The 18,649-nt window shown below is 40.6% G+C and carries 17 protein-coding genes, 1 tRNA gene and 2 pseudogenes; 13 read left to right on the top strand and 7 right to left on the bottom strand.

Going from position 1 to position 18,649, the window contains the following annotated elements:
• Positions 1–64: 64 nt before the first annotated feature.
• Positions 65–1,024, bottom strand: a complete 960-nt coding sequence (locus VB693_RS18070) for a terpene synthase family protein (protein ID WP_323267461.1) — start codon at positions 1,022–1,024, stop codon at positions 65–67.
• Between the two features lie 356 nt (positions 1,025–1,380).
• Between VB693_RS18070 and VB693_RS18065 the strand changes: the two genes are divergently transcribed.
• Both VB693_RS18065 and VB693_RS18060 read left to right on the top strand, forming a co-directional pair.
• On the top strand, positions 1,381–1,659 hold the full coding sequence (locus tag VB693_RS18065) for a hypothetical protein (protein WP_323267460.1): 279 nt from the start codon (positions 1,381–1,383) through the stop codon (positions 1,657–1,659).
• A gap of 173 nt (positions 1,660–1,832) precedes the next feature.
• Positions 1,833–2,024 (top strand): hypothetical protein, encoded by a 192-nt coding sequence (locus tag VB693_RS18060; RefSeq protein WP_323267459.1) that lies wholly within the window; start codon positions 1,833–1,835, stop codon positions 2,022–2,024.
• 214 nt (positions 2,025–2,238) lie between these two features.
• Here the strand turns inward: VB693_RS18060 and VB693_RS18055 are convergent, their stop codons facing one another.
• The 3 genes from VB693_RS18055 to VB693_RS18045 form a co-directional block, all read right to left on the bottom strand.
• Positions 2,239–2,394 (bottom strand): hypothetical protein, encoded by a 156-nt coding sequence (locus tag VB693_RS18055; protein ID WP_323267458.1) that lies wholly within the window; start codon positions 2,392–2,394, stop codon positions 2,239–2,241.
• A 208-nt stretch (positions 2,395–2,602) separates the two neighbouring features.
• The gene (locus VB693_RS18050; protein ID WP_323267457.1) at positions 2,603–2,752 is read right to left on the bottom strand and encodes a hypothetical protein; all 150 of its coding nucleotides are present in this window, start codon (positions 2,750–2,752) and stop codon (positions 2,603–2,605) included.
• A gap of 291 nt (positions 2,753–3,043) precedes the next feature.
• Positions 3,044–3,205, bottom strand: coding sequence for a hypothetical protein (locus VB693_RS18045; protein ID WP_323267456.1), 162 nt, complete (start codon positions 3,203–3,205; stop codon positions 3,044–3,046).
• Between the two features lie 169 nt (positions 3,206–3,374).
• Between VB693_RS18045 and VB693_RS18040 the strand changes: the two genes are divergently transcribed.
• The 8 genes from VB693_RS18040 to VB693_RS18005 all read left to right on the top strand — a co-directional run bounded on the left by VB693_RS18040 (position 3,375) and on the right by VB693_RS18005 (position 13,369).
• The gene (locus tag VB693_RS18040) at positions 3,375–5,519 is read left to right on the top strand and encodes an NHLP bacteriocin export ABC transporter permease/ATPase subunit (protein ID WP_323267455.1); all 2,145 of its coding nucleotides are present in this window, start codon (positions 3,375–3,377) and stop codon (positions 5,517–5,519) included.
• Between the two features lie 485 nt (positions 5,520–6,004).
• A complete protein-coding gene (locus VB693_RS18035) occupies positions 6,005–6,217 on the top strand; it encodes a hypothetical protein (RefSeq protein ID WP_323267454.1) in 213 nt (70 codons plus the stop codon).
• Positions 6,218–6,424: 207 nt separating this feature from the next.
• Complete coding sequence (locus VB693_RS18030; protein ID WP_323267453.1) at positions 6,425–7,873, top strand: NHLP bacteriocin system secretion protein; 1,449 nt, start codon at positions 6,425–6,427, stop codon at positions 7,871–7,873.
• A gap of 84 nt (positions 7,874–7,957) precedes the next feature.
• Positions 7,958–8,752: a peroxiredoxin-like family protein gene (locus tag VB693_RS18025; protein WP_323267452.1), complete on the top strand. Its 795-nt coding sequence runs from the start codon at positions 7,958–7,960 to the stop codon at positions 8,750–8,752.
• A 456-nt stretch (positions 8,753–9,208) separates the two neighbouring features.
• On the top strand, positions 9,209–9,373 hold the full coding sequence (locus VB693_RS18020) for a ribbon-helix-helix protein, CopG family (protein ID WP_190706050.1): 165 nt from the start codon (positions 9,209–9,211) through the stop codon (positions 9,371–9,373).
• A gap of 329 nt (positions 9,374–9,702) precedes the next feature.
• Entirely contained in the window at positions 9,703–10,161 is a 459-nt protein-coding gene (locus VB693_RS18015) for a hypothetical protein (RefSeq protein ID WP_323267451.1), read from the top strand.
• Between the two features lie 560 nt (positions 10,162–10,721).
• Positions 10,722–10,952, top strand: coding sequence for a NifU family protein (locus VB693_RS18010; RefSeq protein WP_190706057.1), 231 nt, complete (start codon positions 10,722–10,724; stop codon positions 10,950–10,952).
• Between the two features lie 182 nt (positions 10,953–11,134).
• Complete coding sequence (locus tag VB693_RS18005; protein WP_323267450.1) at positions 11,135–13,369, top strand: glycoside hydrolase; 2,235 nt, start codon at positions 11,135–11,137, stop codon at positions 13,367–13,369.
• A 245-nt stretch (positions 13,370–13,614) separates the two neighbouring features.
• Here VB693_RS18005 and VB693_RS18000 read toward each other — a convergent pair.
• The 3 genes and pseudogenes from VB693_RS18000 to VB693_RS17990 form a co-directional block, all read right to left on the bottom strand.
• A pseudogene (locus VB693_RS18000) lies at positions 13,615–14,334 on the bottom strand (RtcB family protein); the annotation flags it as partial.
• Positions 14,335–14,996: 662 nt separating this feature from the next.
• Entirely contained in the window at positions 14,997–15,143 is a 147-nt protein-coding gene (locus VB693_RS17995) for a hypothetical protein (RefSeq protein WP_323267449.1), read from the bottom strand.
• A gap of 235 nt (positions 15,144–15,378) precedes the next feature.
• A pseudogene (locus VB693_RS17990) lies at positions 15,379–15,840 on the bottom strand (RtcB family protein); the annotation flags it as partial.
• Positions 15,841–16,054: 214 nt separating this feature from the next.
• Here VB693_RS17990 and VB693_RS17985 point away from each other — a divergent pair.
• The 3 genes from VB693_RS17985 (at position 16,055) to VB693_RS17975 (ending at position 17,786) form a co-directional block, all read left to right on the top strand.
• Positions 16,055–16,951 carry a class I SAM-dependent methyltransferase gene (locus VB693_RS17985; RefSeq protein WP_323267448.1) on the top strand — a complete coding sequence of 299 codons (897 nt, stop codon included), beginning with the start codon at positions 16,055–16,057 and terminating at the stop codon, positions 16,949–16,951.
• Between the two features lie 4 nt (positions 16,952–16,955).
• A complete protein-coding gene (locus VB693_RS17980; protein ID WP_323267447.1) occupies positions 16,956–17,684 on the top strand; it encodes an HAD family phosphatase in 729 nt (242 codons plus the stop codon).
• A gap of 29 nt (positions 17,685–17,713) precedes the next feature.
• Positions 17,714–17,786, top strand: a tRNA-Ala gene (locus tag VB693_RS17975).
• The last annotated feature ends 863 nt before the right edge of the window (positions 17,787–18,649 follow it).

Raw genomic sequence — 18,649 nt, 5'->3', positions numbered from 1 at the left:
TGTTTTGGGTTTTAACTCCCTTACTTACTACATACGATGGTCAAAAATTTTTATGCACTCAATACTAGCTTTTGTAACTATTGGTAAAAGTTTTGTAGCGTCCTGAAATAGAAAACCAATCACAATGACCACTTATCCAAGATTGTAATCCAGCTACATAACGCTGCATTTCGGCATCTACTAACAAGCTTAAAGAAGGTAGTTGTGAAACTAATTCACAAAAGGATTCTACTTCTGCATCGTGCATTTGTTTTGCTTTTTGAATTGCTTCTTCCAGTGTGCAGTTACGGGTCTGATGAAGGATGATAGCAAGATTATGGTATTGTCCTGCTTTATATTCCTTATGACATGAAACTATATCATTTGACCACAATACTATATTATTAGTTGTCAACCTGAGAGCTTGTATAGTGGGATGATTAACAAACTCTGAACCAAACTCAATTCCCTCAACCAACTCAATTAAATCTAAGAGAGGATAGCCTCCTCCGATGTAGGGACGCATCTTTAAATAAGTGCTAAGAGTTGGTTTTATTTCTGCACAATTGTTTTTGGCTTCCCAAGCAGAGGCATTAATAAAACCCTCAACACCTTTTATGAAACGATTGTAGGAATTCATTGAGCATTGCTTTTTAAGTCTTTGGCAAATATTTGCCAAAGCATGAATTAGTGGTTGATCTTCCTTTACAGGATTAACACCCCTAAGAATTTCATTCAAGCGATGATTAAGTTGATAGAGATTATTAATTTTTTCTGGTATTCCCATTTCTTCGCTTTTATCATCATATATAAATGTCCAAGCCAGAAAATCTGTAGCTATCTCCAAAGATGTTATAGAAGCTGTAGGATAAGTATATGCTGCTAAAAGATGAAGTTTAATTGCCAAAACTTTGCAGATTGTAGACTCAGTTACTAAGCTAAAATTATTTAGCCATTCTAATAAGTGCAATTCCACATCTTTAGCATTTGGATTAATAGATGATGGGAAAGGATAAGTAAAATTTGGAATTGTGAACAGTTGCATAATTTATCCTGCTATTCTTTTGAATATGATTTATACAGCCCTTCAAGGGCTGTTGAGTTGATGCGGCGCGACTATCCAGTAGTCCTAATATTAATTAACGTGTTATGCTGTTCCTCAAAAACCTAACGCTACCATCGCCAAATCCACCATTGACTTGAGTAAGTTGTTCCAAATTGAGTGGCTGCAACTGTGAAAGTTTATTGACAATTCGCTGTTGTGAATGTATTTTTGTGTGTTGGTTATTCACGTTGTTAATCCTTAAGTATAGGTTTTGGGTTTTAACTCCCTCGCTCACCACATACGATAGTTAAAATGTTTTATGCACTATCCGCTTTTTACGGTAAAGAAATATTCGATTGAACAAAATCACTCATCAATCTAGTAAAATTCAAGGTACGAGAAAATTTTCTGGCTTCATATACCCAGACAGAACAAATAATTGTAAAAAATCTGCGATCGCAACGCCATCGCGCAACTGTAGTTGTGTTCTGGTAGCCCACCGTTTGAGTCCAATTCGCGATTGTGATGAGATTATTGTTTTGGAACAAGGTAAGGTAGTGCAGCGCGGAACTCACGAGAAATTATGGTATGAAGGGGGAGTATATCAGCGTTTGATTTCTTCAGAAGAAAGTTAAAGCTGTTCGCTTCCATCCAAATCCCTATAATCCATGTATAGTAAACATTTTAAAGACTAATATTTTTGGATTACTACTAAAATTTTCAGTTTTTCCGAAAACAGCATCTTTGTATTTGAAGACAAAGACAAGAATGAGAGATGTTCATTCTGCAATAATTAACGAGCTATACTATGAAACTACAAAAAACTCAAAAGTCAAGCAAATTAGAGCAAGCATCTACATTGTTAAATCAAATCGATGATTTAGATCAAGTTATTGGTGGTGTCATCACTTGCACACGCGATACGTCGGTAGCAGGACAAACTACTACTACTTGTACTGACGGAGCTGGTTGGCGAAGTAGTCTAACTGTCTACAAGTAGTATAATTCGAGATTGTGATGAAATTATTGTTTTAGAACAGGTTAAGGTAGTGCAGCGCGGAACTCACGAGAAATTATGCCAGGAAGGGGGGAGTTTATCAGCGTTTGATTTCTTCAGAAGCAAGTTAGTTGATCATTGCTCAATCATGACGGCAAAAAAGCCTAATATTAAGAAGATTTAACAATAGGCTGAAGGGCATGGCTCATAGTTTAATTTATGTCATCGTACCTCTGTCACACCTGACAAAATAGGCTTCTGAAGGTGTTCCACCAGCTACACTATCTAGCTGTTCTAATGTGAGTGATTGAACTTGTGAGAGTTTCTGGAATTTTTGCTCTTGTTGATTTATTTTTATTTGTTGATTGTTCATCTTATTTACTGTTAATGCAATACGGTTCAGGCAAGAAAAATTGTATGTTGGGTTAAGCAAAGCGTAACCCAGAGAATCACGGGAATGTTGGGTTACCCTGCGGGAAGGCTGCACCAATGTTCCTCAATCAAACCTACTCAGTTTAAGGTTTGTGACACTAACTGAACCGTATTGGATTTTAATGTTTTTTTGAGCGGTTGAACTTGGATTATCGACATTCCCCCTTAATATCTCCTATTTTTATATAGCCAGCAGCACCAATTACACTATCTAGCTGTTCTAAATCGAGTAGCTGAAGTTGTGGTATTTTCTTGGAGTTAAGCGGTTGTGGATATGTTTTTGTGTGTTGGTTTTTCATGTTTTTAACCTTTAAATGTATGCTCTGGGGTTTAATTCCTTCGCTTACTACATACGATAGTCAAAATGTTTTATGCACTATCCGCTTTTTACAATGAAGAGGCATTCGCTTAAGTAGCTAAACCGCCGACAAACTAGCTCCTATTGCTGCCTTTTAGGGAACACCAAGAAATAAATGATCCGCGATTGATGGTTGGTTAGGGTGCGTCAGTATGAATAATTTCTTAGTATAGTTAGGTTCTATCGCACTGACGCACCCTACAGTTTGGATATTTTTTTCACTGGAAGTCCCTTACGCCCTAATACGAGATGCGGCTTCACGGGCTGCTTGCACAGCAGGAAGTAATAAACCCCCAACTACATCTTGAAGTTGATCATCACTCAATAGTTCAAGTTGTTTTTCATTGCTGTGTAGTTGTTGTGGATGTGTTGGTTTTTGTTTGTTGTTTTTCATGTTGTTAATTTTTGAGTGTATTTTCTGGGTTTTGATTCCCTTACTCACTAGATAGGTCAGTCAAGATTTTTTTATGCACTATCTGCTTATGAAGATGAAGAGGCATTCGCTTGAGCAGGATCACTCATGAATCTGGTAAAATTCAGGACATGATAAAATATCCTGTCCTATGACAGAAAAAGCCCTACGGGAATTAGCATCAATCCTGAATCCCACCGCCAACCTTCCCCAAGGAGAAACGCCCCTACTAATTGCTGCGGGTGCTGTCGGGAAGGAATTGGGTATAACCATTCGTCCCCCCGCTAAATCCGAAAACCTGAGTGGACTCCATGAAACCCTAGAGGGAATTGCCCGCGCTTCTGGTTTCCGTACTCGTCGCATCACTCTTACCTCTAACTGGTGGAAAAATGATTGTGGTTCTTTAGTTGCTTTTACTCAAGAAGACAACCGACCTGTTGCCCTACTAAAAGTCAAAGCCACTCGGTATGAGATACTTGACCCTGTAGAGTTGACGCGCACTCCTATCAACCGCCAAACTGCTACCAAACTAGCCCCTATTGCCTATACCTTTTATCGTCCTTTACCGGACAAAGAAATTACTCTACTGGACATCCTGCAATTTATTCTGAAAGTGAGTACCGCAGACTTACTAAAAATTCTCTCGGTGGGAATAATTGCAACTTTGTTTACAATGTTTACGCCGCAAATTACGGGCATTATTATCGACTATGCTATTCCCGATGCGAACCGTAAATTATTAATCCAGATGGGTTTGGGATTGTTATCAGCTAGTTTTGGGGTGGTAATATTTCAATTGGCTCAAGCTTTTGCCCTCCTCAGATTACAAACTAAAGTCAGTTATGATACCCAAGCGGCTGTTTGGGACAGACTTCTGAAACTCAAACCTGCGTTTTTTCGCGAGTATTCCACAGGAGATTTATATAACCGCGTCTCTGCTATTACTCAAATTCGCAACAGACTTAGCGGTGCAATTCTGCGAATTATATTTACTAGTGTATTCTCATTGTTAAATCTGGGGCTATTGCTATTTTATAGTTTGCCTCTGGCATTAGTGGCGATCGCGATCGCGCTGCTAATATTTCTAGTTACTACTATCATTAGTCTCATCACTCGCCGCAAATCCCGTCCCCTCCAGCAACTTGCAGGGGAAATTCTGGGACTAACAGTGCAGTTAATCGGTGGAGTATCTAAACTACGAGTTGCGGCGGCTGAATCAGAAGCGTTTGCTTGCTGGGCGAAAAAATATACTCAGCAGGTAAAACTGATGTTGAGTACCCAATACATTGAAGATGTGCTGACTGTCTTTAATATTACAATGCCGACAGTAAGTTCAATTCTAGTGTTTACTTTAGCTGTTTCCTTAATTAGCCAGTCCGATGGGGAAACGCAATTATCTACCGGCACATTTCTGGCATTTAATATTGCCTTTGCGACATTTATCACTAGCGCAACGAGATTAAGCAACACCGCCGTAGATATTTTAGATATCACGATTTTATGGGAACGCGCTCAACCCATTTTAAAAACAAAACCAGAAGTAGATGTTAATAAATTTCATCCGGGAAAGCTTTCCGGTCAACTGAAATTCAACCAAGTTAGTTTTCGTTACCGTCCAGATAGTCCTTTAATTTTAGACAATATCACCCTAGAAGCCAAAGCCGGAGAATTTATTGCTATTGTCGGGCCATCGGGAAGTGGAAAGTCCACTATTCTCCGGTTGTTGTTAGGATTTGAAACCCCAGAGGCAGGAACAATATCCTATGATGGCAGAGATTTGTCAGGATTGGATATTGCCGCAGTCCGGCGACAATTGGGGGTAGTGCTGCAAAATGGGCGAATAATGAGTGGTTCGATTTGGGAAAATATTGCCGGGGGTGCAATTGTTACTCAAGAGGAAGCTTGGACAGCTTTGCAGATGGCTGGATTAGCAGATGATGTGGAAGCAATGCCGATGGGGATACATACTATTATTTCTGAAGGAGGAGGCAACCTTTCAGGGGGTCAAAAACAGAGATTATTTATTGCCCGTGCGTTGGTACATAAACCGCAGATTTTACTGTTTGATGAGGCAACATCTGCGTTAGATAATCATACTCAGGCGATCGTGACTCAAAGTTTAGAACAATTGGGAGTTACTCGTGTTGTCATTGCTCATCGTTTAAGTACGATTCGTCATGCAGATGTAATTTATGTGCTGCAAGCTGGGAAGATTATCCAGCAGGGAAGTTTTGAGGAATTGGCTGCTGTTGAGGGGTTATTTGCTGATTTGATGGCGCGACAAATGACCAAATAATTATTAATGGGCTGCATCCCGCTACGCTCTAAGCGCAGCTATGCCGCAGGCTTTACGTAATTCGTAATTATTTTGACTTGATCTGGGGAGTTGGAGGAAGTTAACCTCTCAACCGAATACATCTTCGCTGTAAAAAGCGGATAGTGCATAAAACATTTTGACTATCGTATGTAGTGAGTGAGGGAATTCAAACCTCAGAACATACACTCAATCCCATCTCAGAAAAAAATGAAAAACAACAAGAAAAACATTAACAATAAAGAGTCTAGATTCTCTCAATTAAATCCAGAGTCCAAACTCCTCCCAGCAGAATTGGCAATAATTGCAGGAGGGAGAGGGATGGAGAGTTTTAGTTTGAACTTCACTGAAATCAAGGTTGAATATCGATATTGACTACTGATGACTATATGTTGCCGTACCCTACTGCTCAAGGGTAACTCAACCACAGACTATGCCAAAATTTCAGACACTCAAAGATTCAAAAAATGAAAGAGATAAACCTGAACCATCATAAATTTGTGCTACCTAATTTGAGAGAATCTGATGTAATTTCTACATCCGAAGTAGATTGTGAATCATCGGTAGCAAAAGATGCGAATACTCTGATTAAACTGAATATGAAAGACCTTTTAGACGTGTGTGGGGGTGAAGGGTCGTACCAAGGTCGTCGTAGTTCAGGTGGATATGTTCCAACATAGAACTACCTTATACTAAGTTGCGTTCACGCAGAATATTCCTATTCTCTACTCCGAACTCCCAGCCCAAGTTACTAATTGACTATTTCGTTTAATCAGTACAATACTGATACACGCTTGCATACTATTTTCTATCTGAAAATATAGTATGGAGGCTAGTTTCATTCCCGATATGGCTCTGGTGTGGATCTCTAGCCCAAAAATAGATGAATGTCTGAAAAAAAACGCACTATTTTCCGTCAACAAGCACTCGACCGCCTATCTTCTCCAGAACGGTTGGATCATTTGATGCAAGTTGTCAACCCTAAAGATTGGTTATCTTTGGGCGGATTGGCTGTTTTTGGGGTTTTAGGTGTACTCTGGAGCGTGTTTGGTAATATTCCCATCACAGTCACAGGTAAGGGAGTGCTAATCAATCCCCGGAAGGTTGTACAGTTTCAGTCTCCCATATCGGGACAGGTGCGATCGCTAAATGTTAAAGACGGACAATGTATAGAAAAAGATGATATTCTCGCCACTATCGATCCCTCCCAACAAAAACAGCAATTACAGCAACAACGGGATAAACTAGCGCAATTACAACGACAAGTCCAAGAAACTACTTTACTACGACAACAACGAACCCAGTTAGAAACAGGAACAATTACTGCTGAACGAACAAGTTTAAAACAACGGTTGCAAGATACTCAAAAATTAGCTCCCCGCCTCCAAGATGAAGGGTTAAATAGCATTGACCAACAGCGTCTTAGTCTCCAAGAACGTCTCAAAGATGTAGAGGAATTAACGCCTGTACTCCAAAAAAGAGTGGAAAAACAACGGGAATTACAAAAGCAAGGAGCAATTTCCGAAGAACAAGTTTTACAAGCAGAACAAGAATATCGCCAAACCCGTCAGAATATCTCAGAGATTAAAGCACAGTTACAGCAACTACGAGTCCAAGCAACAGAACAACAACAAAAATATTTGGAAAATAACAATAATATTACCCAAATTAACGCTGAGTTAGAAAAATTAAATACCCGTAGCAAACAACTAGAACAGAATAATCTAGAAGCTGTTAATACTGAGAAAAATCAAATTCAGGAATTGCAGCAAGCGATCGCTCGCTGGGAACAAGAAGTTGCAGAGAATAGCACCATTAAAAGTCCTCACGCTGGATGTATTGTAGAAATAACTGCTACTGTGGGGCAATATCTCAGTCCTGGAAACCGTTTAGGAACTTTGCAAACATCAGGACAAGCCAGTGAAATGATGAGTGTCGTCTACTTTAGGGTACAAGATGGCAAGCAAATTAAACCAGGAATGGCGATTTTAATTACACCAGATACGGTCAAGCGGGCAAGATTTGGGGGGATTGTCGGGGAAATTAAGCAAGTTTCAGCCTTTCCTGTCACCTCAGAAGGTGCAAGTTCTGTGGTAGGAAACCCAGAATTAGTCCAAAAAGTGATGGATGGGGAAGGAGGGAAAATAGAAGCGATCGCGCAATTAAAACTTGACCCCAAGACCTTTAGCGGTTACAAGTGGTCATCTTCTAATGGGCCAAAGTTAGCAATTTCACCAGGAACAACCACTACTGTCAGAGTAACAGTAGAAGAGCGATCGCCGATTACTTTTGTTTTGCCCATTTTGAAAGAATGGAGTGGGATAGAAAATCTTTGATTGCTTGCCCATCAAGAGTCAAATCTCCAGAACCTTGTCCGAATCCATCTAAAATAATATTTAAAGACTGTTGTTTTCACCTAAATGAATCCCCAAACACGCGCCAATTCTCCAGATATTTACTCGCTTTTGAGTCAAACTCAACGCTTGCAAGTTAGCGATGGAGAGATTAAACCCGTTTTAGATGGTTGCTCGAATACTTCAAAGTTGCTTGTACTTATTTGGTCGCAGTTGGGAGATTTTGATAATTTGGAATACGCTTGGTGGCTGCAAAGAGAAAAAGAAAAAATCGCAGCAAGAGGAATCACAATTCGTGCTATTGGAATTGGAAACCGCAATTCTGGGATCAAGTTTTGTCAATATACGGGATTTCCTCAAGAATGGTTGTTTGTGGATACAAAAGCGGAAATACACGCTTTGTTAGGTCTTTATCGCGGTTTGTCTCTACAATTCCCCGTGCTATCAACATCACAAAAAGCTTGGCTGAATTTAATGCTAATGTGTGCGGGGATTGGTAGTCCCGGAACTCTGAAAGAAGTTTTTCGGGGCTATAAGGGTGATAAGAAAGCTCCTCAGTTAATTGCTGATGAGGAAGTTGTCAGGGGTACGCCTTTACCACCAATGAAAGGTTCGTTTTTCAAAGCTGCTGGAGGAAAAGGCTTTCAACGTCCTTTTGAATTAGCAACCCTGCGCTTGCGAAATATGACCGAAGTTTTGAGCAACTGGAATATTTATGTCCCAGATTCATCTTATTTGACACAACGGGGAGGAACTTTTCTATTTGATTCTCAAGGAAAATTAATTTATGAACATCGCGATCGCGGTATTCTTGGTTTTGCCGAAAATATGAGCAATCCCTTATCTTTTTTGTATAACTAATTCATATCATCAAAAAAACGAGTACGGACTGCAACGAACTGAATACGAAAGGTGATGCAGATAGATAAGTTATCTCGATCCTCTTCCATTTTTCCCACCCAGCTAATTCTCTAGTTCTTTTTGGTCGTTCACTTGTTCGTCGGGAGTAGCAGGGACGATTTTCTCCAGTTGGGTAGCTTGATGCTGTGCGATGACCTCTGGTCGGGCGTAGCCCATCCCGTTAATCCGGCTATCCTTGCAGTTTTGCTAAGTCAGCAGCGATCGCCTGACGATGACACTTGGCTCGTTTATCTAAGCTTTATAATTTAACATCTATTGAAACTCTTCATTACAGGTTTAAAATTAGTAGCATTTTCTTAACAACTTCTTGAAATGAATATCATTAGATTTATCATGGTTGTAACAGCTTAGATGATTGATATTAGAGAAGTATTTAAAAGTATAGGTTGCTACTTCATGAATAAGAAATGGGCTGTTAAACGATTGACAATCAATCTCACATCAGGTGAAGTAGAAAAATTGGAAAAATATTGTTCAACGACAGGACGACCATCAACAGATGTTATTCGAGAGTTGATTCGCTCTTTGACAACTGAACAAACACAAATGCAAATTGATTGAATAGGGAGAGCATAACCACAAAAGCGTAGCTGATGGGCTACGCTTTTGCGGTGATGCCATCACTCTTACCCGGACTGTTGTATTCCACCCAATTCCGCAAATTTCGATTGCTCTGATATTTCCTACCGCAGATTTAGGGTTAATCAACTTCGTTTTAAAGTGAGAAGCGGGGCTAAATACTAAGTAGTAAAAACGACAGAACTATTCGTGAATTTCTTAGTGACAAACATGGTAGTCATATCATCCCAAGCTCCCAAGGTGGGTCAAATGGTGCTGACAACATTGTATGGGAAGTAGGTATTGATAATCTTCGTCGCGGTGCCGAAGTTATGACGGTTGGGGAACAGTTTTATATTCGGGTTTACAATGCAGTAGATTCTATTATTAGCAACTCCGGCACAATTGCTAGATTGGGAATCACTGCCACAGGAACTGCTATTCTCACTCAAGTTGTAGTAACAGCGATTTCATACTCCTTGGATCTTTATCGAGGCGATATTACTGTTGAAGAATATAAAAATTTAGTTTTAGAAGCTGTAAAGACAGCTGGCATTGCTACACCTATTGTTTTTCTGCTATTAGTGGCTGTGTTAGCTTTATTCCCAGAATTTACGGTTGTGTTGTCAGCACCAGTGGTTGTTGCAGGTTTCAATGCCTTATTCGGTATGAGTATTGCGATGCCAATCATTCAATCGCTACTCCGTCATGTCCAAGCTGGAGGTTTTGGGATGGAAACGGAAACTGCTGATGCCTACAGAAATCAATTGGGTGATTCTACGCCTGTTTGAGTAACAAATCAGTAGCAAAAATTGCAATTTGGAAAAGAGTTAAGTATACTACTTTCCTGAAAACAACCCTCGCTCGGCAAAATATCATTACTCACTTGCCTAAAAAGGAGTTTTTGCCAATTTGGCAACCATAATGTTGCAGATACTGGTAATATTTATTTAGTGCAAGGGGTGTAGCAAAAGTAGCCCCGACCGCGAGGTTGGGGTAGCTTCTGCAAAATCTTCAAAAATGGGGAATCACTACAATATTCCCACCTCAAGTAAGGCTTATCTCTCTTGGAGACCCTAAGCGAACCTGCTTCGCATCTTGAAATAAATGTTTTTCCCCTGAAAACCCCATGCAGGGAAAGCCAAAATTTTTCTCCTCTGCTCCCTTGCTCCTTTGGTTAGGCCTGACTATTTGCTAAACTCTGGATAAAAGGCAATCTAGTGACAATTGGATCTAGGATCGATTTAATAAAGCCAAAAAATAACATTTTGGAGCATGGGTTTGTAGTAGACTTTAGCACTACTACACATTAATTCCTTATCACCATTGTTAACTTACTAGGTATCACACGATGGAATTAACAGTTGAAAACGTTGAAACAGTCTTGGATGAAATGCGTCCTTATCTGATCTCCGATGGTGGCAACGTGGAACTTGTAGAGCTTGATGGGCCTATTGTCAAGCTGCGCCTGCAAGGTGCTTGTGGTTCTTGTCCTAGTTCCACCATGACCCTAAGAATGGGTATTGAACGTCGTCTGCGGGAAATGATTCCCGAAATTGCTGAAGTTGAGCAAATCATTTAGGCACTAGGGATGAGGGACTAGGGACTGGGGACTAGGGATTGGGGACAAGGAAGACAAGGAGGACAAGGAGAACAAGGAAGCGATTCTACCCTGTCTCCCCCCGCAACCTTGTCTATCTTGTCTCTTTCCAACGCCCAATATCCAATGCCCAATATCCAATACCCAATCCCTAATTAGATAATATGTCTCATCCACTCTATGTAGCCTTTGTTTGGCATCAACATCAGCCGTTGTACAAATCTCCTGGCAACGGCATTTCAACATCTTCAAGTCAACAATATCGTCTGCCTTGGGTACGGTTACACGGCACAAAAGATTATTTGGATTTGGTGTTAATTCTCGAAAAATACCCTAAATTACACCAAACAGTGAATTTAGTGCCATCTTTAATCTTGCAACTAGAAGATTATATTGCTGGGACTGCTTTTGACCCTTACCTGAAAGCCAGTTTGACACCCACGGAACAACTGACTCAGCAGCAAAAAGAATTTATCATTCAACACTTTTTTGATGCTAATCACCACACCTTAATTGATCCCCATCCCCGCTATGCCGAGTTGTATTATCAAAGGCAAGAACAAGGACAATCTTGGTGTTTAGCTAATTGGGGCTTGGCTGAGTATGGTGATTTGCTGGCATGGCATAATTTGGCATGGATAGATCCCCTGTTTTGGGATGACCCAGAAATTGCCGCTTGGTTAGAGCAAGGGCGTAATTTTGGATTAAGCGATCGCCAGCGTATTTACTCCAAGCAACGCGATATCCTCAGTCGCATCATCCCCCAACATCGTAAGATGCAAGCATCAGGGCAATTGGAAGTTACCACTACACCCTATACTCACCCAATTTTGCCCTTGCTAGCTGATACCAACTCTGGACGGGTTGCAGTGCCACATATGGCACTACCAGAGTCTCGCTTTCAGTGGGCTGAAGATATTCCTCGGCATTTGCGTAAAGCTTGGGAATTATATAAAGAAAGATTTGGACAAGAACCCAGGGGTTTATGGCCTTCAGAACAGTCAGTCAGCCCAGAAATCCTACCGTATATTATTAAACAAGGATTTAACTGGATTTGTTCCGATGAAGCGGTTCTGGGGTGGACATTAAAACACTTTTTCCATCGGGATGGCGCGGGGAATGTCCTAGAACCGGAATTGATGTACAAGCCCTATCGCCTAACAACCCCAGCCGGCGATTTAGCCATTGTCTTTCGTGACCACAGATTATCAGATTTAATTGGCTTTACCTATGGGTCAATGCCAGCAAAACAAGCCGCCGCTGATCTTGTGGGACATCTAGAAGCGATCGCTAAAATGCAAAGAGAACGTCCCAGCGAACAACCTTGGTTAGTTACCATTGCTTTGGATGGAGAAAATTGTTGGGAGTTTTATCCCCAAGATGGCAAACCTTTCTTAGAAGCTTTATATCAACGCTTAAGTAACGAACCCAACATCAAACTTGTTACCGTCTCCGAATTCCTCGAACAATTCCCCGCTACAGCCACCATCCCCGGAGAGCAGCTACATAGCGGTTCTTGGGTCGATGGCAGCTTTACTACATGGATTGGTGATCCTGCTAAAAACCGCGCTTGGGAATACCTGACCGAAGCTAGAGCAATGCTAGCCAGCCATCCTGAAGCGACAGAAGAAAACAACCCTGAAGCTTGGGAAGCTTTGTATGCTGCCGAAGGTTCTGACTGGTTTTGGTGGTTTGGGGAAGGACATTCTTCTAATCAAGATGCCATCTTTGACCAATTATTTCGCGAACATCTGTGCGGTATCTACAAAGCATTAAATGAACCGATACCCCCATATCTCAGACACGCCGTTGAGGTTCACGAAGCCAGGACAGACCATTCGCCTGAAAGCTTTATCCATCCGGTGATTGACGGTAAAGGTGATGAACAAGACTGGGACAAAGCCGGACGCATAGAAATTGGCGGTGCGCGGGGAACAATGCACGTCAGTAGCACCATTCAGCGTCTTTGGTATGGAGTCGATCACCTCAATTTCTATTTGCGGTTGGACTTTAAAAGTGGCGTTGCACCAGGTAAAGATTTACCAACGGAGTTAAATTTGCTCTGGTTCTATCCCGATAGAACCATGCACAACAGCCCCATTCCTTTGGCAGATGTGCCGGATACAGCCCCCCTGAATTACCTTTATCACCACCATTTAGCAATTAATTTACTCACCCAATCAGTGCAATTTCGAGAAGCTGGAGATAATTATCAATGGCATTCCCGCAGCAGTCGCGCTCAAGTTGCTTTTGAAAACTGTTTAGAATTGGCAGTACCTTGGGCGGATTTACAAGTACCGCCAGATTATCCTTTACGCTTGGTTTTAGTGCTGGCGGATGAAGGATGTTACAAAAAATACTTACCAGAAAATGCTTTGATTACGATTGAAGTACCCTAAAAGGTCATTTTAAAGTAAATATTAAGTAGGGGAGGCAAAAAGCGGTGTGGATTTTCCTCCGGCTTTATTGCCGTTGTGTTACGGCTATGCAAGAACTTGAGGACTTGAGATAGGCTAAATTAGCCGTAACACACCTCTCTTTCATGCGTTACGCTCTGTTTTAACACACCCTACAATTTAATGTTTACTGTATAAATAATCTTTGGTAAGAATGAGGGCTAAAGCCCTCACTACAAACATTGGAATTAACCTTTTACACAAACAACTTGCTTGAGTGTGGCTACAACTTCTACCAAATCAGCTTGATTTTCCATTACTTGCTCAATAGGTTTATAAGCACCAGGAATTTCATCTAAAACTTCAGTATCTTTGCGACATTCTACGCCTTTAGTTTGCTCAATTAAATCATCAAGAGTGTAGACATTTTTAGCTTTATTCCTCGACATTAAACGACCAGCACCATGAGAGCAAGAACAAAAACTATGTGCGTTACCTTTACCTTTGACAATGAAAGATTTTGCTCCCATTGAACCAGGAATAATGCCATAATCTTCTTTATCTGCGCGGACTGCACCTTTGCGAGTTACATAGACATCCTCGCCAAAATGTATTTCTTTCTCAGCGTAGTTATGATGACAATTTACCTGCAATAAAGGTTTAATTGCCTTTCCTCCTGCTAGATGCTTTTCCATAATGCGCTGGAAACGTGTCATCATCACATCACGATTTACTCGTGCATAATTTTGCGCCCATTGTAAATCATTCCAGTAAGCTTTAAATTCTGGTGTGCCAGCTATAAAATAGGCTAAATCTGGATCAGGTAAATGATTACCTGCCATCTTCGCTAATTCCTTAGCTGTACTAATATGACACTGGGCAAGTTTATTACCAATGTTGCGTGAACCGGAATGTAACATCAGCCAAACTTGGTTCTCTGTATCTAGGCAAACTTCAATGAAGTGATTCAATTTGTTACTGATTGCTTGCTTAATTTATTCAGTCTCCATAGTCTCATTTCTACACTATTTCGACTTCTACTAAGCACTTTCATAGAACACTCAATCGAATGGTTAGTTATAAACTGATCTTCTTCGAGTGTCCATAACTTTCTATGTTTCACTCTTGTCATATCAGCCGGACGACTCCAACTTAGCACTTCTCTAGCCTTAATTATTTTTCTAGATAAAGCTAGGCAATTATTATAGTATAACTGCCTTACTAATGTCTGAGCATCTTCCTTGTAAACCACTATGTTATAAACCCTATCTCTAGTATTTCTAGTAGATGTCTTTACTTGTCCTGTCATCTGGTTAATAAATTCTATGTATCCAATAGCAATATATGAGCTAGATGTAACCAGAGATAAAAAAGGAAAGCCTTTTGAAGTAAGTCCTAAAGAACCATCTCCATCTATCAGTCCTCGAAAGTAATCAACTTTAGAGAACCGACAACTAGGAAGTTTTATTAACTGTGATTTACTCCCATTCGGTAAACCCCATAATTCAAGATAATCTCGAAATTGCTTATCATAAACTCTCCAAATAACTGTTTTGTTATCGCTACTAAAGTTAGTTGTGCGTACACATTCAGTAATTGAGGAGTTAAATGGTATGAGATTTTGGAAAGCCTAAAGTATGTGTTCATCTTGCTTGTTAATCTCTATACTTAAGCATCCGCGATCGCGAGTGTTATTATATAGATGACCATCAGTTTGAATGAAGCCAAACAAGTAGGCATAATAGGGGTTTTCGAGAGTGATATTAGTAGATTGCATGAAACTACAATATCATATCTTAAAATCGCAATCGATCAAGTCATTTCTGCTTGATTCTATACCTTCCTCTTCGGTATAGTTCGGAGCACACCTTCATCCTAAATTATTTAGGATGCCCAAGTCCCTCTGCTCTCTACAGGGCGTTTTACCGCTTCCCTCGGTATTAGCAATCTCAGCCTTCACCGATTTGGACGAGTTTTGATTACTGTATTACTACAGTAAGGGGCAATCTTTTACCCCCGCCAAGAGAACCCATTTGTTTCATCGCTTTGCTTTGTAAGTCTTGCACACCACGATGCAAGTCTTGAAAATCTCGCCAACGTTGCCAATTAGTAACAGATTTTTCGACATCTTTATTTTCGTTAAAACCTGTGGGAATTGCTGCTTCAATATCAAGGCGAATTTTCTTGAGTTTGCCTTCTAATTGTTCACCAGTAAATGATGTTTTAATAGCACTCATACCGCAACCAAGATCCACGCCCACAGCAGCAGGAATAATGGCTTCTTTTGTAGCAATTACAGAACCAACTAAAGCACCTTTTCCTAAGTGAACATCTGGCATTAATGCTACGTGTTTAAATACAAAAGGTAGCGATGCCACATTTTTAGCCATCTTGGTTTCTTCAGACCCCAAGGGGTGATTTGCCCAAGATAAAACGGGTGATTTTGTATTAATTTCTAACTTTTCGTAGGGCATTTTTTTAAAGGGAATAGAGAATGGGGAATGTGAAATAGGAAAGAATAATTGTCATTTTTTAGATGGGTGAATTTTATTCATATATTACAAATGTAGTATAAATGAATTTGAATGTCAACCTGCTCCCTGGCTAGTTAAGTCTGCCAAAAAAAAGCAGACTTTTGCCAGATATACTACAATTTGTAAAGTCCACGGCCAAGCCTCACTCAAACCTATGGCGACACGTCAAAATACTATTTGGGAAAGCTTTTTATCGCCTGTAGTCCGTTTTCTGATTGATGAAGAGAAATTGCATCGGTATGCTAAAAGTATTGACTGGGAGAAAGAGAGCGATCGCTTCCGGCGTGCTGATGTGACAATTCCTACATACTACATGAGCCAAAACTTTCACGGTATTGAGGGGGGATATCTTAATCCTAGTGCGGCTGTCACCTACGACCCCATTACCGAATACGTAATACCACCCAATGAAACCTGGGTGCGTCAAGCTTTAATTGATGCAGTCAAAGTCAAACCCCGGCGCATACTTGACTTAGGCTGTGGTACAGGTTCGACAACTTTGATGTTAAAACAAGCTTTCCCTGAAGCTGAAGTCATCGGTTTGGACTTATCACCCTATATGCTGGTGAGAGCCGAAGATAAAGCCAAAGATGCGGGTTTAGATATCATCTGGCGACATGGAAACGCTGAGAAAACTAGCTTTCCAGATGCTTCCTTTGATTTAGTGACAGGTACTTTGCTATTTCATGAAACACCAGTTGTAGTATCCCAAACGATCCTCCAAGAATGCTTTCGGTTGTTGGTAGTCGGTGGACAAGTATTAATTCTCGATGGGAATCAGAAAACCCTGCGTCAATTAGATTGGCTCAATAATGTGTTTGAAGAGCCTTACATTCGTGAATATGCGGCGGATAGTGTAGATGCGCGGATGGGTGCGGTGGGGTTTGAGGCGGTGCGAACCGAAGAAGTTTGGTGGATACATCAAGTAACTAGCGGTGTAAAACCAATTCCCGGAACAGATGCAACTACTCAAGGAAAAGTGAGACAATATAGACCAGCAATAGATAATAATGATTTGGAGGGTCTAGAGTCTCCAGCTTTTGGCATATAACGGCATGAGTTTAAAGGCAATTCTGTTTGATTTCAATGGCGTAATCATTAACGATGAGCGCATCCACCTACAACTGATAGATGAAATTCTCGTTCAGGAAAATCTCCAACCCCAGAAAGTCCAAGAGCGTCAAGCTTCATTAGGACGGAGCGATCGCGCTTGTTTCCAAGAATTACTCGTCAATCGTGGTAGAGTCGCTAGTGAAGAATACTTAACCCAGCTACTTCACCGCAAAGCCGAAGCCTATGTGTTGGAACTAGAGAAACTAGAAAAACTCCCCATATATCCAGGTGTAGAAGACTTGATATATCAGGTACGTTCCCAACATCTCAAGCTAGCTGTAGTCAGTGGTGCGCTACATCAGGAAATTGAACTGGTATTAGAACGAGCCAAACTAGCAGAATATTTTACAGTTGTTGTCGCCGGTGATGACATCACCACCAGTAAACCCCAGCCAGATGGGTATTTATTAGCAGTCGAACGCCTCAATCAAGAATATCCTGAATTAAATCTGCAACTCCCAGAATGTTTGGCGATTGAAGATACCCCCCCAGGTATCCAAGCTGCAAAACACGCGCAGATGCAAGTAGTGGGTGTAGCTAATACCTATCCCTTCCATATGCTCCAGCGTTGCTGTAACTGGACGGTAGATTACCTGAGTGAATTAGAACTAGAACGAATACAACAAGTATTTTCTGGTAAACAGCCCCAGACCAGCATAACTGAATGTTAAAATAGGGTAATGTATTAACAATACTGTTAGGGGAATTAGCTCAGTTGGTAGAGTGCTGCGATCGCACCGCAGAGGTCAGGGGTTCGAGTCTCCTATTCTCCATTTGTACATTAAATTATTATTGTCAGTTTTAAAGAATTTTTGTCCATTTTGATGTAGTGAGGGGACATAAGTGACGTATTTTCGGGACTTTCAGCACTCAAAACCAGTTTTAAAGAATTATTGTCCAGAGTTGAAACCAGTTTTAAAGAATTATTGTCCAAAATGAGACTTAAAAATTTAGATGTATACTACAGACTCTAATTGAAGATATTACAACAAACCCAAATTCGTAAGTGCTTTTATACTAGCCAACAACTTTATCTTGCTAATAAATCTAGCTTTAAAGCAATTAGTGTGCAGTCTAATTAAAAACATATAACTACCCCTTAGCTTTGCTGTTTCCAATCAAGCAGAGGTTTAGTTACTATACACTGGCTGCCTTACCTGTGCGATCGCAGCACTCCTTTTAAACCACCCTAATAAACAATTATACGATATGAAGAGGTAAAATTTAATTTTTCAACCCACCACCTGCGGTGAGGGTTCTTGAAACTGTTCTAGCTATTTGCGGGGCATCTCTGTGCGGTCTTTCAACCCACCACCTACTGTGAGGGTTATTGAAACTGGAACTATCTACAGTTCTTGTTTGTATTGAAGATTGCTTTCAACCCACCACCTACTGTGAGGGTTATTGAAACCCTGACTTGTCAAACGCTTATCCTTACTGCTTTCCAGAGGCGATTTTGACAAGTCTACTTAAAAACTAATTTTCTATCGCTAATAAATAAACTTGGATTCGCCCTGAAGTTGATAGAATGCCGTCAAGACAAGAGTTTGAGCAATTTGGCAGATCCCTGGGGATTTTGACCCCGCTTTGACTTGCCAAAAATAAAAATTAGGGGGTGGTAGTTTAGGGAAAACGC

The sequence above is a fragment of the Anabaena sp. UHCC 0399 genome (assembly GCF_034931465.1).
Classification (GTDB): Bacteria; Cyanobacteriota; Cyanobacteriia; order Cyanobacteriales; family Nostocaceae; genus Trichormus; species Trichormus minutissimus.
This window is presented reverse-complemented; position numbering and strand designations above follow the sequence as displayed.

Bases quoted from the DNA above. Each gene is read 5' to 3' on its own strand.
- VB693_RS17985 (WP_323267448.1), top strand. From the start codon at position 16,055: ATGGCGACACGTCAAAATACTATTTGGGAAAGCTTTTTATCGCCTGTA.
- VB693_RS18050 (WP_323267457.1), bottom strand. From the start codon at position 2,752: ATGAAAAACCAACACACAAAAACATATCCACAACCGCTTAACTCCAAG.
- VB693_RS18025 (WP_323267452.1), top strand. From the start codon at position 7,958: ATGAATCCCCAAACACGCGCCAATTCTCCAGATATTTACTCGCTTTTG.
- VB693_RS18015 (WP_323267451.1), top strand. From the start codon at position 9,703: ATGACGGTTGGGGAACAGTTTTATATTCGGGTTTACAATGCAGTAGAT.
- VB693_RS17980 (WP_323267447.1), top strand. From the start codon at position 16,956: ATGAGTTTAAAGGCAATTCTGTTTGATTTCAATGGCGTAATCATTAAC.
- VB693_RS17995 (WP_323267449.1), bottom strand. From the start codon at position 15,143: ATGCAATCTACTAATATCACTCTCGAAAACCCCTATTATGCCTACTTG.
- VB693_RS18055 (WP_323267458.1), bottom strand. From the start codon at position 2,394: ATGAACAATCAACAAATAAAAATAAATCAACAAGAGCAAAAATTCCAG.
- VB693_RS18035 (WP_323267454.1), top strand. From the start codon at position 6,005: ATGAAAGAGATAAACCTGAACCATCATAAATTTGTGCTACCTAATTTG.
- VB693_RS18045 (WP_323267456.1), bottom strand. From the start codon at position 3,205: ATGAAAAACAACAAACAAAAACCAACACATCCACAACAACTACACAGC.
- VB693_RS18070 (WP_323267461.1), bottom strand. From the start codon at position 1,024: ATGCAACTGTTCACAATTCCAAATTTTACTTATCCTTTCCCATCATCT.
- VB693_RS18005 (WP_323267450.1), top strand. From the start codon at position 11,135: ATGTCTCATCCACTCTATGTAGCCTTTGTTTGGCATCAACATCAGCCG.
- VB693_RS18010 (WP_190706057.1), top strand. From the start codon at position 10,722: ATGGAATTAACAGTTGAAAACGTTGAAACAGTCTTGGATGAAATGCGT.
- VB693_RS18060 (WP_323267459.1), top strand. From the start codon at position 1,833: ATGAAACTACAAAAAACTCAAAAGTCAAGCAAATTAGAGCAAGCATCT.
- VB693_RS18030 (WP_323267453.1), top strand. From the start codon at position 6,425: ATGTCTGAAAAAAAACGCACTATTTTCCGTCAACAAGCACTCGACCGC.
- VB693_RS18020 (WP_190706050.1), top strand. From the start codon at position 9,209: ATGAATAAGAAATGGGCTGTTAAACGATTGACAATCAATCTCACATCA.
- VB693_RS18040 (WP_323267455.1), top strand. From the start codon at position 3,375: ATGACAGAAAAAGCCCTACGGGAATTAGCATCAATCCTGAATCCCACC.